This is a genomic window from Flavobacterium gilvum (assembly GCF_001761465.1).
GTDB lineage: Bacteria > Bacteroidota > Bacteroidia > Flavobacteriales > Flavobacteriaceae > Flavobacterium > Flavobacterium gilvum.
Window position 1 is genome coordinate 3,730,390 of record NZ_CP017479.1, and the last position, 15,537, is coordinate 3,745,926.

The window sequence follows — 15,537 nt, forward strand, 5'->3', positions numbered from 1 at the left end:
AAACACATCAAAAAGCAATACAAAATCATAACAACCTAATTTACAGGTTATTAAATATTATTAGAAGTGCTTTAACAAATTGTAATGATGTAGTCTTGATGTAGTATAATTCAGGAAATGAACTATAAAAGAATTTATTTTTAACAAATAAATACTCTTTTTTACACGGAAAGTAAAAACATACTGAGAGATTCTTCTTGTGCGAGACCTAGCTTTTTTCTCAAACGATAACGGTGTAATTCGACTCCTCTAAAAGAAATATTCATCATAGGCGCAATTTCTTTGGAAGAAAGATTCATTTTCAGATATACGCACAACTTAATATCTTTTGGAGTCAGATTAGGATATTTTTTGGAAAGAGCAATAATAAATTCATTGTTCATCAAACTAAGATTGCTTTCAAAAACTTCCCATTCATGCTTATTAACAGCATTAATTTTGATGGTTTTTTTAATCTCACTCTTCAACTTATTGAGATCTGATTCAGTATCCAAAATATTTTGTATATTTTCAATCATCTCACTTTGCTTGGCGATAGAAAGTGATTTTCCTGCAATTTCCAAAGACTTTGATTGCAATTCTAACTGCAGGATATGCTTTTCATATTCCTGACTGCTTAATTCATTTTCGGCCTTTAATTCCATTTCAAAAATTTCTTTCTGATGTTTCAATTCCTCTTTCTCCAATTCAAGCTTTTGAATGTATTTCATTTTATTCCACATATAATAAAGATACAAGACAAGCCCGATGAAAATCATGTAAATTACAATCATCCAAACCGAAAAATACCATGCTTTGTCTACAACAAACTGAAAGTTGGTTGTTTTATTATAACTTAAACCATCATTACTGTAAATGGTAACTTCATAAGAACCACTGTTTAAGTTATTCAACAGAATCACTCCTTCTTTAATTGGCAAATATTCTTTTATCCCATTAATGGTATAAAATAAATCCGGTTTTTCGGTTCCATAAATACCCGATATTACATCTATCTTCAGCTCTGAATTAAGATTGATTTTAGAATTATTTTCGACCAAATGACCATTATTGAAAGCTTCAATTTTGACAATGGGCTGTTTTTTTATTTCATTTTTAAATTCAAGTGAAATAAATCCATCGTCAAGGTTCAACAAATAATTGTTTCTATCCTTAAAGACTTTCAGATTACCGTTGATGATTTTTCCTTTATAATATTTCTCCTGGATGCTGTTTTTGATAAATTTATTCCCAACAACATTAATATAGTACAAAAATCCATCCTGAAGTACTATGAAATGATTATCATCAATACTCACAACATCAGATACATTTTTAAAATTAGTGTTAAACAATTGATTCAATTCCAATTGATTGGTCATGGAATTATACGTGTACCAGAAGTTGTTTATCAAAAAAAGGATTTCATTTCGAAACTCAAAAATTTTAACTCCAAAGTCGTTAACTATTTTGCAGCGATTGGTTACATTGTCAACTTTGATGGTTTGATGCGCATCATTATATAAAATGCGATACAGTCCCCTATTATTATCTGCAGCCCAAATTTCATTTTTCCTATTTTGGGCTAGATATTTAATTGGTTTCTGAATCCCGCCTATAATTTTTATTTTATTTAAATCATTAAAATCATCGTAGATAACTATTCCACTGTAAGTTGCCTGCAAATACGAATTATCAATACTGCTTTTGGTCAAATTCCAGCCTCCGTTAATATCGCTTAATTTACTTAGAAGTCCATTTTTATAAACATAAGTCCCTTCGTTGTGACCAATGATGTACTGGTCTTTTATTTTACTGATATTCCAAGCCTGTCCTTGTGTATTTGGAATTAATGATAATTCTTTGTCTACGAATTTAAAAATGCCATGATTCGTTGCCATCAAATAGCCATTAGGAATACTCGCGACAGAATACACCGATCCTAAAATACCTGAACTATCAAAGAATATTGATATTGGAGAATTAACCTCAATGTGGGCAATTCCATTGTCAAGTCCCAGCCACAAATCGTTGTTTTTATCCTGACCAATACTCAAAACAGAATTATTCATCAGGACATTGTTCCGATTGATATTTTTATAGGAACCGTCATTCAAATCTAGGATATATGCGCCTTTATTAGCAGTTCCTATGATCAGTTGATTGTTTTTGATAAATTGAGCGACATTAATATTTGCCAATTTCAATAATTCGTTCAGTTTGTTTTCCCAAACACTTAATTTGTTATTTTCAAAAACAAAAACACCATTTTTTTGGGTAAAAAAATAAATTTTATTCTGATGTTTTTGAATAGAATGCACCACTTTATTTTCCAAAAGTGACAGTCCTTCTTCCTTTTCAATTCCAGAATCTGTCCATTGATAAATTCCATTTTTGACAGTTGCAATCAAGAGCTGATTATCAACTACAAAACAATATGAGATTAAAAAAGGGAGTTTTTTTTCTGTTATAACTTTACCGTCAAAAACAAAAATGCTATTAAAAGATTGGAAGTAAATCTTACCATTAAACTTAAAAATCTTCCAAATTTCATCATTATTATTAGTATCAAAAACCTTCTTGCCCTTTGTTATTGAAACATAATGCATCTTTGCGTTTTTGCGATACCAATAGCCAAATTCCTGATAAGAACCCGAATAAATTCGGTCGCCATCAACCAGTATAGAGCGAATTACAGTTTTGTTAGGAAGTGTATATTTTCCCCATTTTACACCATCGTATCGCAGCAAATAATAATTATTGGCAAAATACATGGCATCGTCATTTCCTTGAACCACGTTCCAAATTTGATTATCACCCTGATAATTTGATTTACTATAATTTTCTACAAAGGGAAGCAACTCTTGAGCATATAGTTGCAATGAAATAAAACCTAAAAAAAAGATGTAGAGGAGTTTCGCTTTCAAATCTTTATGTTTTTTATCAAATATAACTAGATTTATTCAATAAAATTAACAAAAAAAGCTTCTGTTTCCAGAAGCTTTTTTTAATGAAATGATTTTTCTTTTAATTTAATAACAAATCATACACTTGATTTGCTATTTCCAGTTCTTCATTTGTTGGGATAACCAAAATTTTTGTTTTCGCATCAGCTGTATTGATTTCTCTGATTTCTTTGGAACGAATTTGGTTTTTCTCCTTATCCAATTGCAATCCGAAATAATCCATTTCAGTACAAACCAATTCTCTGATTTCTGCTGAATTTTCACCAATTCCGGCGGTAAAAATAATCGCATCCAAACCGTTTAATGCCGAAGTATAAGAACCAATATATTTTTTGATTCGGTAAGTGTTCATCGCCAAAGCCAATTGACAATCTTTGTTACCATCTGCAGCATTAGCCTGAATATCTCTCAAATCACTAAAACCTGTCAATCCAAGCATACCGCTTTGTTTTTGCAATAAAGCGTTCACTTCATCTGCCGAATAATTTAGTGTTTTAATCAAATGAAAAATAACAGAAGGATCGATATCACCACTTCTTGTTCCCATTACCAATCCGCTAACCGGAGTGAATCCCATTGAAGTTTCAATACATTTTCCATCTTTTACGGCAGTGATACTACAACCATTGCCCAAGTGGATAGAAATAATGTTTTTATGTGGCTTGTTCGCTGCTTTCAAATACTCAATTGCCTTTGTGGAAACATACTTATGTGATGTTCCGTGAAAACCATAAGCTCTAATTTTGTGTTCAGTCAACAAATAATTAGGAATAGCATATTTATAAGCTTCTACGGGCATTGTTTGATGAAAAGCAGTATCAAAAACTGCAATTTGTTTGGCTGATGTAAAAATTTCTTCAGCAACATTTATACCTTCCAAATTTGCTGGATTGTGCAAAGGTGCCAAATCACACAATTGTCTGATTTTTTCCTTCACTTCGGCAGTAATCAATGTTGTATCCGAAAAAGTGCTTCCTCCGTGTACAACTCTATGTCCCACAGCATCAATGTCCGAAGTACTTTTTATAACTCCCACGGTGCCGTCCATCAGCAATTGAGAAATCTTTTGCAATCCCACTTTATGATTGGCTATTGGTAATGTTTCTTCCACCTTTACCGAATTGGTCGCATAAGTAAAATTTGAAGATTCCAATCCAATTCTGTCAATCATTCCGTTACAAATTACTTCATTTGAAGGCATATCAATCAATTGATATTTAATTGAGGAACTTCCCGAGTTTATAATAATTATTTTCATTTAAATATATTTAAGGATTAAAAGATTGAAGGATTAAAAAATTAATTTTTAAATTATTAAATATTTCAATCTTTAAATTAAAAAGTTAAAATTCTTGTGCCTGAATAGCTGTAATTACAACAGTATTAATGATGTCATCAATAGTACAACCACGGCTTAAGTCATTTACAGGTTTGTTCAACCCTTGCAACATTGGTCCGATTGCAAGTGCTCCTGTTTCCCTTTGTACTGCTTTATAAGTATTGTTTCCTGTATTCAAATCAGGGAAAATCAATACACTGGCTCTACCTGCCACTTCGGAATTTGGCATTTTACTTTGTCCTACTTCCAAGTCAACAGCAGCGTCGTATTGTATTGGTCCTTCGATTTTAAGATCAGGACGTTTTTGTTTCACAATTTCGGTAGCAGTTCTTACTTTTTCAACCTCATCTCCTTTTCCAGACGTTCCTGAAGAGTAAGACAACATGGCAATTTTTGGTTCAATTCCAAAAGAAATACTCGAATCTGCAGATGAAATTGCAATTTCTGCCAATTGTTCTGCAGTAGGATTTGGGTTGATAGCACAATCTCCAAAAACAGAAACACGGTCTTCCAGACACATAAAGAACACAGAAGAAACTACAGATGAATTTGGTTTTGTTTTAATGAACTGTAATGCCGGTAAAATAGTGTGTTGCGTTGTATGTGCTGCACCAGATACCATTCCGTCTGCATGTCCTTTGTACACCATCATGGTTCCAAAATAAGATACATCGGCCATTACATCTCTTGCCATTGCAGGTGTCACATTTTTAGCTTTTCGCAACTCATAATAGGTGTTTGCATAATCCTCAAAATTTTCAGACTCTGCAGGATCAATGATTGGCACTTTGTTAAAATCAAAATCCAAACCTAGTTCGGCTACTTTACTTTCGATTTGTTTTTTGTTTCCAATAATGGTAATATCAACTACATCCATTGCCAACAAACGAGAAGCTGCGATGATAATTCTTTCATCACTTCCTTCTGGCAGAACAATATGTTTTCTATGCGCTTTGGCTCTTTTAACCATATTGTATTGGAACATTTTTGGAGTCATTCCTTCTGCCTCAAATGCATTGAACTTATCGATTAATGCATCCAAATCAACATACTTATCGAATGTATTTATAGATGTTTCAATTTTTTGAACGTTTTTGGCATAAATCTTAGGCTTAATATTCCCTATTTCATTGGCAATATGATAAGTACCTCTTTCAACCGTGATAATTGGAACTACAGCCGAAAGACCTTCGATTAATTTCAAAATACTTTCCTCTGGGATTATGTTTCCAGTCAAAACAATTCCCGAAACTGTTGGATAGTTAGCAGATTCATTTGCCTGTAATGCCCCAAGAATAATATCGGCTCTGTCCCCCGGAACAATAACAAGTGCATTTTCTTTTAGATGCAACAAATAATTTCGCAACTGCATAGCACCAATACTGTAATTTGCAACTTGATTATTTAAATATTCCTGACCAAAAAGTACCTTGGCATCCAATACTTCAATGATTTCCTGAATGGTAGGATTATTTAAACTACCAATTAATGGAATCGAATTGACAAGAACTGAAGAAGGCAAACTGTTTTGCAAACTCGTTGTAACCAATTCCAGATTTTGAGGTTGCACTTTATTAGCAATAACTGCCAAAACTTCAACCTCTTTGAGTTTAAATGAATTGTATGCCAAGTTCAGATTATCAATCAATTCTTCTAAGGTTTTACCTTCACCAGAACCAACAACAATGGTAGGAACTCCAAGATTTTTTGCAATCAACACATTCATGTCCAGTTCTATAACTGTACCTTCTCCTGTAAAACTCGTTCCTTCTACCAAAATAAAGTCGAAACGCTCTTCGAGTTTTTTATATTTTTCGATAATCAAATCGACAACTTCTCCAAGTTTTCCGTTGTTTTTCTTTTTGATTAATTTACTTTTATTAATAGCATAAGCGTCTTCATATTTTATATCCAAATCAAAATATGAAATAACCATATCAATATGGGTATCCTTTTTTCCATCTTCATAATCCTCAATTACCGGCCTGAAATAACCTACTTTTGCAGTTCTTCCTAACAGCATTCTCAACAAACCCAAGGTAATTATCGTTTTGCCGCAATTCTCTTCAATGGTCGCGATGTATATTGCTTTTTTCATATTCATACTTTAAAATGTTATATTTTTTTAACGCTTATGCAAAATTATATCTTTAATTTCCTTCAAAATATGACCAAAATCAGGTTTAAACACAAATGTTGTTTCAACACTTAAAAATCAAAACCACCTTCGCTTTTTGAAATACACAACCATGGCAATTACCACCATGAACATAAAACAAACTACCAGAAAATAGCCATTGTGATACTTTAACTCCGGCATATTATCAAAATTCATTCCATAAACCCCCACAATAAAAGTCAGCGGAATAAATATCACCGAAATAACCGTTAAAGTTTTCATAATCTCGTTCATCTTATGTGCCTGAGCCGCAAAAAAGAAATTAGACGCACTTTCTAATAATCCCATATCCGATTCTATTTGTTCCAAAAGTTCTAAACACTTTTGATACAAACGAGTAAAAAAACTATAATTATCATGCTCAATTTCATCAAATACGTCATCATCTTTCATGCTTTTAATATCATACAAAGAATCCCGAAGCGGTATAATGGAACGCTTTAATAAATTAAAATTATCTCTATGTTTTTCAATTTTTTCTAAGATTATCGGGTCGGCACTCGATTTGGTAAAATCTATCAGTTCTTCTATTTTATCCTCTTCATTTTCTAATGTGATATAAAAATTACCAATCACCGTATCTAGTAAAATGTATAACAAGTAATCGGCTTTTTTTGTTCGCACGATTCCAGAATTGGTTCGGATACGCTCTCGTATATGTGTAAAAAAATCGCTCCTTTTTTCCTGAAACGAAATCAAAATTCCTTTTTTTAGCAAAAAACTAATTTGCTCAACTCTTATATCATCAGAACTTTCCTGGGGCAATAGTGATTTGATATTAAAAAACAAAGTCTCTTTCTCCTCCATCAATTTGGTTCGCTTGTTGGTATTCAAAATATCGGACAAAATGAAATTGTCGATATTAAAATATTTTGTAACCACCTTAAGCAACGCGATATTATTTAATCCATGAATATTCAGCCAATTCGTTTTGTTTAAATCTATATGCTTTCTTAAATCTGAAATAATATCATTCTCATATTCTGCAACACTGCAATCATCATAAACAAATAATTGAATCTCTACCTTTTTATCTGTATGCAAACCAGTGTATTCAAGGTTGTACGGCTGCAATTGTTTGGTTTTTATATTTCTAATTTTTCTCATAAAATAATTTGTATAGTAATATTACAAAAAAATTGAAACTTTTGAAACGAATTTGGATTTAAAAATCAAAAAAAATCAAATTTATAAATTTCAACAAGCTACAAATCAAAACATTACACAAAATATTAATTTGCAGTAGCAGTAGTACAGACGCGATTTATCGCGTCTCTAGATTATTCTTGGGAGAGACGCGATAAATCGCGTCTGTACGGAGGTGGAGCACAAAAAAAACCGAGCCATTTCTGACTCGGTTTTTTGTTTATAATGCTGTGTGGGAGACGCGATAAATCGCATCTGAACACAATGAGAAATAATTATTTTACTTCTTCGAATTCAACGTCTTCAACATTGTCTCCTTGCGCTTGAGCTTGTGGCTCAGCAGCTGCTTGACCTTGTTCTCCTTGAGCATACATCGCTTCAGTAGCTTTTTTCCAAGCTGCATTGATGTTGTCAAGAGCAGTTTGAATTGCAGGAATGTCTTGAGATTGGTGAGCCATTCTCAATTCAGTCAATGCATACTCGATAGCTACTTTATTATCATCAGATAATTTATCTCCAAGTTCTTTCAATTGAGACTCAGTTTGGAAGATCATTCCGTCAGCTTCGTTCAATTTTTCAGCTCTTTCTCTAGCAATTTTGTCAGATTCAGCGTTAGCTTCAGCATCTTGTTTCATTCTTTCGATTTCTTCAGAAGTTAATCCAGAAGAAGCTTCGATACGAATATCATGAGATTTACCAGTTCCTTTGTCTGTAGCAGTTACTTTGATGATACCATTAGCATCGATGTCAAAAGCAACTTCTATTTGAGGAACTCCTCTTGGTGCTGGTGGAATACCGTCTAAGTGGAAACGACCGATAGTTTTGTTATCAACAGCCATTGCTCTAGCTCCTTGCAATACGTGAAGCTCAACAGATGGTTGAGAATCAGAAGCAGTAGAGAATACTTGAGATTTTTTTGTTGGGATAGTTGTGTTAGCTTCAATTAATATAGTCATAACACCACCCATAGTTTCGATACCTAGAGAAAGAGGTGTTACGTCTAGTAACAATACATCTTTTACATCTCCAGAAAGAACTCCACCTTGAATAGCAGCTCCGATAGCAACAACCTCATCAGGGTTAACACCTTTAGACGCTTTTTTACCGAAGAATTTCTCTACTTCATCAACAATTTTTGGGATACGAGTAGAACCTCCAACCAAGATAACTTCGTCGATATCAGAAACAGATAAACCTGCATTTTTCAACGCTTTGGCAACAGGAGCCATAGAACGTTTTACTAATGAATCTGTCAATTGCTCAAATTTAGCTCTTGATAATTTTTTAACCAAGTGTTTTGGTCCAGAAGCAGTAGCAGTTACGTAAGGCAAGTTGATTTCAGTTTCGGCACCAGAAGACAATTCAATTTTTGCTTTCTCAGCAGCTTCTTTGATACGTTGCAATGACATTGGGTCAAGACGCAAATCGATACCTTCTTCAGCTTTAAATTCGTCTGCCAACCAGTCAATGATTTCGTGGTCAAAATCATCACCTCCTAAGTGAGTATCTCCGTCTGTAGACAATACTTCGAATACACCGTCTCCTAATTCAAGAACAGAGATATCAAAAGTACCTCCACCTAAATCGTAAACAGCAATTTTTTGATCTTTACCTTTTTTGTCCAAACCGTAAGCCAAAGCAGCAGCAGTTGGTTCGTTGATAATACGCATAACTTTAAGACCTGCGATCTCACCAGCTTCTTTTGTAGCTTGACGTTGCGCATCATTAAAGTAAGCAGGAACAGTGATAACTGCTTCAGTAACTGTTTGACCTAAATAGTCTTCAGCAGTTTTTTTCATTTTTTGAAGAGTCATTGCAGACAATTCTTGTGGAGTGTACAAACGACCATCGATATCAACACGTGGTGTGTTGTTGTCACCTTTTACCACAGAGTAAGGAACTCTTTTTGCTTCTTCAGTAATTTCAGCAAAAGTGTGTCCCATAAAACGTTTAACAGAAGCAATCGTTTTTGTAGGGTTAGTTACTGCTTGTCTTTTTGCAGGATCACCCACTTTAATCTCTCCACCTTCAACAAAAGCGATGATAGATGGTGTAGTTCTTTTTCCTTCAGCATTAGGGATTACCACAGCTTCGTTACCTTCCATTACAGAAACACAAGAGTTCGTTGTACCTAAATCAATTCCGATTATTTTACCCATTTTTAATATATTTAATTTTTATTGTAAACTTATTTAACGGTTCGAAGACTCTAAGGCAATCATTATGCCAATATAAAAAACCGAGTAAATTGTCAGTTTTCATTATAACTGTCACAAAACAGTATGACAAACTGACATTTTAATACCAATTTGAAAGGAGACCGATGATTGGCGCAATGTCATTCAGTTACACTTTGTTCTTTCTCGCAAAGCCGCAGAGGCGCAAAGTTTAGAACCGATTTCTTTGCGTCTTCGCGAGAGCTCAATGTCATTGCGCTAAGATTTGTCTTTTCTCGCAAAGTCGCAGAGGCGCAAAGTTTAGAACCGATTTCTTTGCGTCTTTGCGTCTTTGCGAGAGTCATATAAAAAAAGCTTACCTAGAAATCCTTAATTTAACAACATTCCGTTCGGGATGTTCATTTTCAGAAGCTAATCCGGCTGTCCGCTGTATCTGTGTGCCTGAACCCCAGGCACACAGGATGCCGCTACCATCCGGGCTAGGGCATTTGTATTCCATAACAAGTTTGTTTTTTTTAGATGTTATTTCTTTCAAATTTAATATCTTTAAAACATTTAATTATACGCCTATGCAATGGAATGCCAAAATCATCACGCACAAAAAAGAAAAACGAATTGCCGTTTATTTTGAAAAAAACGCCGAATGGATTGCCCGAATAAAAAACGTCGCTGGTTCCCGATGGAGCCAAACCTTGGGGCTTTGGCATATCCCAAACACCGAAGAAAACAGAATTAGATTTAAACTCACTCCCTATCGCACACAATCCCGTCAAGAGAAGGCATTGCCCAAATCGAAAAATTCAAGCAATGGCTACGCTCCAAACCCTATAGCGAAAGTACCATCACCACTTATAGCGAAGCCTTAAAATCATTCTTGCTTTACTACCGAGAGAAAGCCATTGCCGAAATCACCAATGAAGATGTGGTACTGTATAATAATGATCATATTTTGAAAAACAATCTTTCGGCCTCATATCAAAACCAAATCGTTAACGCCATTAAATTATACTTCATAACCATTCGAGAAACCAAAATAGAAATAGATAAAATACACCGTCCCAAACGTGAGAAAGTTTTACCAAATGTTTTGAGCAAAAGAGGAAGTCAAATTAATCTTGAATGCACATTCTAATATCAAACACAAAACAATGCTTTCGCTGATTTACAGTTGTGGTTTGCGCTGTGGCGAATTATTAGCACTACGTCCTATACATATCGATTCAAAAAGGAATATTGTATTGCTCAAAAACTCCAAAGGAAAGAAAGACAGAATAGCGACACTAAGCCCAAAAATATTAGAAATGCTTCGGGAATATTATATATTGTTTAAACCTACAACCTATTTGTTTGAAGGACAAACCAAGGGACAACCTTATGATAACAGGAGTTTACAACAAGTCTTAAAGCAGGCACTCAAAAAAACAGGCATAAAAAAAACAGCCACCTTGCATTGGCTCCGGCATAGCTATGCTACCCACCTACTGGAAAGCGGAACCGATTTAAGATATATACAAGAATTATTAGGACATAATAGTAGCAAAACCACCGAAATTTACACTCACGTTAGCACAAAAAGTATTCAACAAATAAAAAGTCCGTTTGATGATCTGTAATAAAAAGATTATTTCTATATTTGAAAAAAAGCGCTACTCAATTGCGACTATACATCATATTTTGGGTGGATTGTCGCTACTTTATAGCGGGTATATACAAGTTAGCAGTAATACAAAGTAGAAATGAATAAAATAAAGATTACAATTACTTCTCTCCTTATTTCCTTTATTATGCAAGCGCAGGAAAAATCAGAAGCTGAAAATTTTATTATTGACTTTTTTAAGAAACGGGAAAAGGATAAAGTAACCTACTATACAGATAAAATATGGCCTTTTAATTTAGAAGGAATAAAAGATGCTTTAAAAAAAACCACTCTTCAAATTCGGGATACAAGATTTGCAAAAGATATTGATGAAATGCCAATTAGTATAGTATTCACAAACAAAGAAATGGATTATGTATATAATGAAATTGAAAAAAACAACAAAGAAGGTTGGGCAAAAGGAAAACTAAAAGATGTAGAATTTATTGCGAGTGAAAATCGTGATAAATATGGAACAGCTATCTATAGTTTTTCGAAACCAGTGTTTTTAAGGAATAACACAATTTGTATATTTTATTATGACGGTAATGAAATGGGAACGCTTCGGACATTCATGAAAATAAATAGTGAGTGGAAATACTATTCTATGTTTTTTCAATGGGTTAATTAAGTACTACTGCTAACGGCTACTACAACGGATTTGGGCAATAGGCTTAATGGAATGATGGTTTTGTATTTGGGATGATTTGGCAAATCCGAAAATAGGACTTAATTTAGTCCCAAACCCGCTGTAGTACCAGAACGTTAGGCGCAATTTCAGCAACACTGCAAATAAAAACCAAAAACAATAAATTATGACATTAAATGAATTAGGAACTAAACTAAGCGAAATGTATAATAATGCACCGAAAGGTGATTCGGTAGCAATGATACATTTGTTTGGAATTAAGTATGCGACAGAAATCAAAGAAAGTGAATATTCGAAAAAAGATATTATTACACAATCTGGAATTTCTGCCTCATATTTAACTGAACTTACAAAAGGTGTTAAACTAGCTGAATATGTAATCCCGAAAGATTAGTCAAATGGACAAAACATATATTCGCTCTAAGCATTTTACTTACGACGAATTACAAACAATCATAAAACAATTAAAAGAATTGAATTACGAATGGATTGCAAATATAGATTACATCGGAAGTAGTGACTCTGAAGAAATTGATGTGACTTTTTCTCTTCTAAAAGAAGATTTAGGAGAGTTTCTCTCGGTTATATTTAGTTGTGGATATTTACACGCTTTCGAAAGATAAACTGCGCCTAACAGCTACTACAACGGATTTGGGCAATAGGCTTAATGGAAAGTTGGTTTTGTACTTGGGATGATTTGGCAAATCCGAAGAATGGGCTTAATTTAATCCCAAACCCGCTGTAGTACCAGAACGTTACCGGCAATTCCAAAACAAAAATAGCGTATGAAGAAACTAATCAAATTTTTTTCAATTTCAATATTCATTTTTTGTATTCTTCCATGCTTTCAAATGTGTTCAGACAATTCAATTCTTAAACGACAATATGAAAATGAAGTAATTGTTGATTCAACTTTAAGTGTGAAAACTCTAAAATTTAAAAATGACTCTTTGAAAAAGTTAACGCAAGAAAAAAGAGAACAGGAATTGGAAAGAGTGAGGAGACAATGGACAGCAAATGCTTATGAATTGGGATTTTCTGGCTTTCGTGAATTTAAAATCGAGGATTTTAAGGATTGGACACTATATCCAATGTTATGCTTTACTGTTTTCATTCTATTATCCATTTTTGTATTTTTTTTCGCTTTCAAAGAACATTTAGCGAAAGTTTACAAAATCTCAATATTCAATTTAGGGTTAATTATTTCTTCAATGCTAATATTCATATCCAAAGTAGGATTTGATATTATCTACAATATAAAATATGGATATTACCTTTTGCTTTTAAATATTATAATTTTAATAATATTGAGTAAAAGAGAACTCGAAAGGAACAGCCGGTAACAGCTACTACAACGGATTTGGGCAATTGGCTTAATGGAAAGTTGGTTTTGTATTTGGATGATTTGGCAAATCCGAAGAATGGGCTTAATTTAGTACCAAACCCGCTGTAGTGCCAGAACGTTACCGGCAAGCAATTACACCCCACTATAAATGACGAAAACCGAAGTAATAAAAAAATTGTATTTTCATCTTGAAGAAACGTTATCAGAAGAAGCTTTGAAAATTATTTTAGAAAATGATATTCGTGTAGAAAATTTCTTTGTAATTCATTCAGGAATTTATTTTGACAAATTAAAAAGTGAAAACAAGATTTTAGATTATTCTCTTCAACATACAATCAAAATAGGAGAAAAAGAAAGGGTGCATATCGATTTAAGATTTGTAGACAATCAAGGAGAAATAAATTATGTAGAGTTAAAGCACTTCAGTATTTCTAGAAATCGTGGGAACGGAAGAAGATTATCATTTTACACTAGTAATTCAGAAAGTGGTCGCAAAGTTGGAATCGTTGGTGATTGTCTAAAACTCCATCTTTTGAAAAATCAAGAATTTCTTGAGGAAAATTCAAATCTATTTTGCGTAGCATTTATAACTCCAAAACCAAACCTTATTGATTTACAGAAAATGATCCTCAATTTGGAAAGTTATCCCGAAATTGAAAATTGGGAACTAAAATTTCCAGTGGAATTTGAAAATCAGAAGCAAGATTTAGGCTTTTTAGTTTATGAAGATTATTTTGCCAGCCGGTAACAGCCACTACAACGGATTTGGGCAATTGGCTTAATGGAAAAATGGTTTTGTATTTGGATGATTTGGCTAATCCGAAAATAGGGCTTAATTTAGTCCCAAACCCGCTGTAGTGCCAAGACGTTAGTGGCAATGCTTTGACGACAGTGCTAACTTGAAAACTGACTGCATAAAACGAACTTTGACATATAATCAAATCAAGACATGAGAAAATTAAAACTACAGATGAATATGACCATTGACAGTTTTGTCGGTGGTGTAAATGGTGAGCAGGACTGGCTTGAACGAAATCAGGACAGTGAGTTTATAAAGTTGTATCAGAAAGACATAGTTGACTCGGCTGACACACTTCTATTGGGCAGAAAAATGACAGACGTATTTATCAGTCATTGGGAAAGTCAATATGATAATCCTAATGCGGTGTTCGCTCGTAAACTGGTTGACATCTCTAAAATTGTTTTTAGCAAAACCATTACAACCATAGCAGGGAAAAACGTAAGAGTTGAAAATGGCGACCTGGTTACTATTGTAAACCAACTGAAAAGAGAAAAAGGCAAAGACATTCTTGTATATGGTGGAGCAAGTTTTGTTTCATCACTTGTCAAACACAATTTAATTGACGAGTATAATTTTTTCATTCACCGGACAGCAATTGGAAATGGACTAAAAATTTTTACGGATCCAACAAAACTAAAACTCATAAGCAGCAAGTCGTTTGAATGTGGTGTAGTTGCTAATCAATATAAACCTGAACTATGACCGAGGACTCATTAAGCTTTGAGCTGACTAACTCCGAAAGAAGAATAGCACATGCCGCTAACACACGCTACAAGCAATTTGGGTATTAGGCTTAATTTGAAATTGGTTTTGTATTTGGGATGATTTGGCAAATCCGAATAATGGGCTTAATTTAGTCCCAAACCAGCTGTAGTAGCGTGACGTTAGCGGCAACCTTACAAACGCTAACATAAACTGACATCTTCCAGTTTTATTTAACATAGAAAGAAGCCTATTAATCTTCCCGAATTTTATCTCGGTGGTGTTTTCCCCAATCAATCAATTCTGCAACCACGTTTTGTAAGGAATCGCAATAGTTAGAAACGGTATATTCAACGGTTGGAGGAGAATTATCGTAAACTTTTCGTACGATAAGTTTATTCATTTCCAGTTCCTTAAGTTCTTTAGATAAAACTTTACTGGTAATTCCATTCACGCTCCTTTGTATATCTCGAAAGCGGGTTTTGCCTTGATGAACTGCTGTTAATATGGGCAGTTTCCACTTTCCGCTAATTACATAAAGAGAATCCTGTAAGTATTTAATATTTTGTGCAATCTCTACATTGCTATCTTGTATATCTGGCATCCTTTAGGTAACT

Annotated in this window: 15 protein-coding genes; 9 read left to right on the forward strand and 6 right to left on the reverse strand. The window is 33.8% G+C overall.

Going from position 1 to position 15,537, the window contains the following annotated elements; all coding sequences use genetic code 11:
- Positions 1-161: 161 nt before the first annotated feature.
- The 5 genes from EM308_RS15085 to dnaK form a co-directional block, all read right to left on the reverse strand.
- Positions 162-2,906 (reverse strand): helix-turn-helix and ligand-binding sensor domain-containing protein, encoded by a 2,745-nt coding sequence (locus tag EM308_RS15085; protein ID WP_035634915.1) that lies wholly within the window; start codon positions 2,904-2,906, stop codon positions 162-164.
- A gap of 100 nt (positions 2,907-3,006) precedes the next feature.
- Complete coding sequence (locus EM308_RS15090; RefSeq protein ID WP_035634913.1) at positions 3,007-4,203, reverse strand: acetate/propionate family kinase; 1,197 nt, start codon at positions 4,201-4,203, stop codon at positions 3,007-3,009.
- An 85-nt stretch (positions 4,204-4,288) separates the two neighbouring features.
- Positions 4,289-6,382 carry a phosphate acetyltransferase gene (gene pta / locus EM308_RS15095; protein WP_035635023.1) on the reverse strand — a complete coding sequence of 698 codons (2,094 nt, stop codon included), beginning with the start codon at positions 6,380-6,382 and terminating at the stop codon, positions 4,289-4,291.
- A gap of 117 nt (positions 6,383-6,499) precedes the next feature.
- Positions 6,500-7,570: a magnesium/cobalt transporter CorA gene (gene corA, locus EM308_RS15100; protein ID WP_035634910.1), complete on the reverse strand. Its 1,071-nt coding sequence runs from the start codon at positions 7,568-7,570 to the stop codon at positions 6,500-6,502.
- Positions 7,571-7,884: 314 nt separating this feature from the next.
- Positions 7,885-9,768: a molecular chaperone DnaK gene (gene dnaK / locus EM308_RS15105; RefSeq protein ID WP_035634909.1), complete on the reverse strand. Its 1,884-nt coding sequence runs from the start codon at positions 9,766-9,768 to the stop codon at positions 7,885-7,887.
- Positions 9,769-10,355: 587 nt separating this feature from the next.
- On the opposite strand from dnaK, the gene EM308_RS18195 reads away from it, so the two are divergent.
- From EM308_RS18195 to EM308_RS15150, 9 genes are all read left to right on the forward strand, one after another.
- Positions 10,356-10,652 carry a hypothetical protein gene (locus EM308_RS18195; RefSeq protein WP_197516505.1) on the forward strand — a complete coding sequence of 99 codons (297 nt, stop codon included), beginning with the start codon at positions 10,356-10,358 and terminating at the stop codon, positions 10,650-10,652.
- Positions 10,628-10,918 carry a phage integrase N-terminal SAM-like domain-containing protein gene (locus tag EM308_RS18285; RefSeq protein WP_231559989.1) on the forward strand — a complete coding sequence of 97 codons (291 nt, stop codon included), beginning with the start codon at positions 10,628-10,630 and terminating at the stop codon, positions 10,916-10,918. Before EM308_RS18195 ends, EM308_RS18285 begins: the two co-directional genes overlap by 25 nt.
- A gap of 16 nt (positions 10,919-10,934) precedes the next feature.
- Positions 10,935-11,399: a tyrosine-type recombinase/integrase gene (locus EM308_RS18290; protein ID WP_231559987.1), complete on the forward strand. Its 465-nt coding sequence runs from the start codon at positions 10,935-10,937 to the stop codon at positions 11,397-11,399.
- A 123-nt stretch (positions 11,400-11,522) separates the two neighbouring features.
- Positions 11,523-12,053: a hypothetical protein gene (locus EM308_RS15125; protein WP_035634902.1), complete on the forward strand. Its 531-nt coding sequence runs from the start codon at positions 11,523-11,525 to the stop codon at positions 12,051-12,053.
- A 184-nt stretch (positions 12,054-12,237) separates the two neighbouring features.
- On the forward strand, positions 12,238-12,465 hold the full coding sequence (locus EM308_RS15130) for an HTH-like domain-containing protein (protein WP_035634900.1): 228 nt from the start codon (positions 12,238-12,240) through the stop codon (positions 12,463-12,465).
- Between the two features lie 4 nt (positions 12,466-12,469).
- Complete coding sequence (locus EM308_RS15135; protein WP_035634898.1) at positions 12,470-12,694, forward strand: hypothetical protein; 225 nt, start codon at positions 12,470-12,472, stop codon at positions 12,692-12,694.
- A gap of 162 nt (positions 12,695-12,856) precedes the next feature.
- Positions 12,857-13,414, forward strand: a complete 558-nt coding sequence (locus EM308_RS15140) for a hypothetical protein (RefSeq protein ID WP_156101308.1) — start codon at positions 12,857-12,859, stop codon at positions 13,412-13,414.
- A gap of 150 nt (positions 13,415-13,564) precedes the next feature.
- On the forward strand, positions 13,565-14,164 hold the full coding sequence (locus EM308_RS15145; RefSeq protein ID WP_035634894.1) for a hypothetical protein: 600 nt from the start codon (positions 13,565-13,567) through the stop codon (positions 14,162-14,164).
- 201 nt (positions 14,165-14,365) lie between these two features.
- Positions 14,366-14,920 carry a dihydrofolate reductase family protein gene (locus tag EM308_RS15150; protein ID WP_035634892.1) on the forward strand — a complete coding sequence of 185 codons (555 nt, stop codon included), beginning with the start codon at positions 14,366-14,368 and terminating at the stop codon, positions 14,918-14,920.
- Between the two features lie 253 nt (positions 14,921-15,173).
- Here the strand turns inward: EM308_RS15150 and EM308_RS15155 are convergent, their stop codons facing one another.
- The gene (locus EM308_RS15155) at positions 15,174-15,524 is read right to left on the reverse strand and encodes a winged helix-turn-helix transcriptional regulator (protein ID WP_035634889.1); all 351 of its coding nucleotides are present in this window, start codon (positions 15,522-15,524) and stop codon (positions 15,174-15,176) included.
- Positions 15,525-15,537: the final 13 nt, after the last annotated feature.

Bases quoted from the DNA above. Each gene is read 5' to 3' on its own strand.
- EM308_RS15090 (WP_035634913.1), bottom strand. From the start codon at position 4,203: ATGAAAATAATTATTATAAACTCGGGAAGTTCCTCAATTAAATATCAA.
- pta (WP_035635023.1), bottom strand. From the start codon at position 6,382: ATGAAAAAAGCAATATACATCGCGACCATTGAAGAGAATTGCGGCAAA.
- corA (WP_035634910.1), bottom strand. From the start codon at position 7,570: ATGAGAAAAATTAGAAATATAAAAACCAAACAATTGCAGCCGTACAAC.
- dnaK (WP_035634909.1), bottom strand. From the start codon at position 9,768: ATGGGTAAAATAATCGGAATTGATTTAGGTACAACGAACTCTTGTGTT.
- EM308_RS18195 (WP_197516505.1), top strand. From the start codon at position 10,356: ATGCAATGGAATGCCAAAATCATCACGCACAAAAAAGAAAAACGAATT.
- EM308_RS18290 (WP_231559987.1), top strand. From the start codon at position 10,935: ATGCTTTCGCTGATTTACAGTTGTGGTTTGCGCTGTGGCGAATTATTA.
- EM308_RS15125 (WP_035634902.1), top strand. From the start codon at position 11,523: ATGAATAAAATAAAGATTACAATTACTTCTCTCCTTATTTCCTTTATT.
- EM308_RS15130 (WP_035634900.1), top strand. From the start codon at position 12,238: ATGACATTAAATGAATTAGGAACTAAACTAAGCGAAATGTATAATAAT.
- EM308_RS15135 (WP_035634898.1), top strand. From the start codon at position 12,470: ATGGACAAAACATATATTCGCTCTAAGCATTTTACTTACGACGAATTA.
- EM308_RS15140 (WP_156101308.1), top strand. From the start codon at position 12,857: ATGAAGAAACTAATCAAATTTTTTTCAATTTCAATATTCATTTTTTGT.
- EM308_RS15145 (WP_035634894.1), top strand. From the start codon at position 13,565: ATGACGAAAACCGAAGTAATAAAAAAATTGTATTTTCATCTTGAAGAA.
- EM308_RS15150 (WP_035634892.1), top strand. From the start codon at position 14,366: ATGAGAAAATTAAAACTACAGATGAATATGACCATTGACAGTTTTGTC.
- EM308_RS15155 (WP_035634889.1), bottom strand. From the start codon at position 15,524: ATGCCAGATATACAAGATAGCAATGTAGAGATTGCACAAAATATTAAA.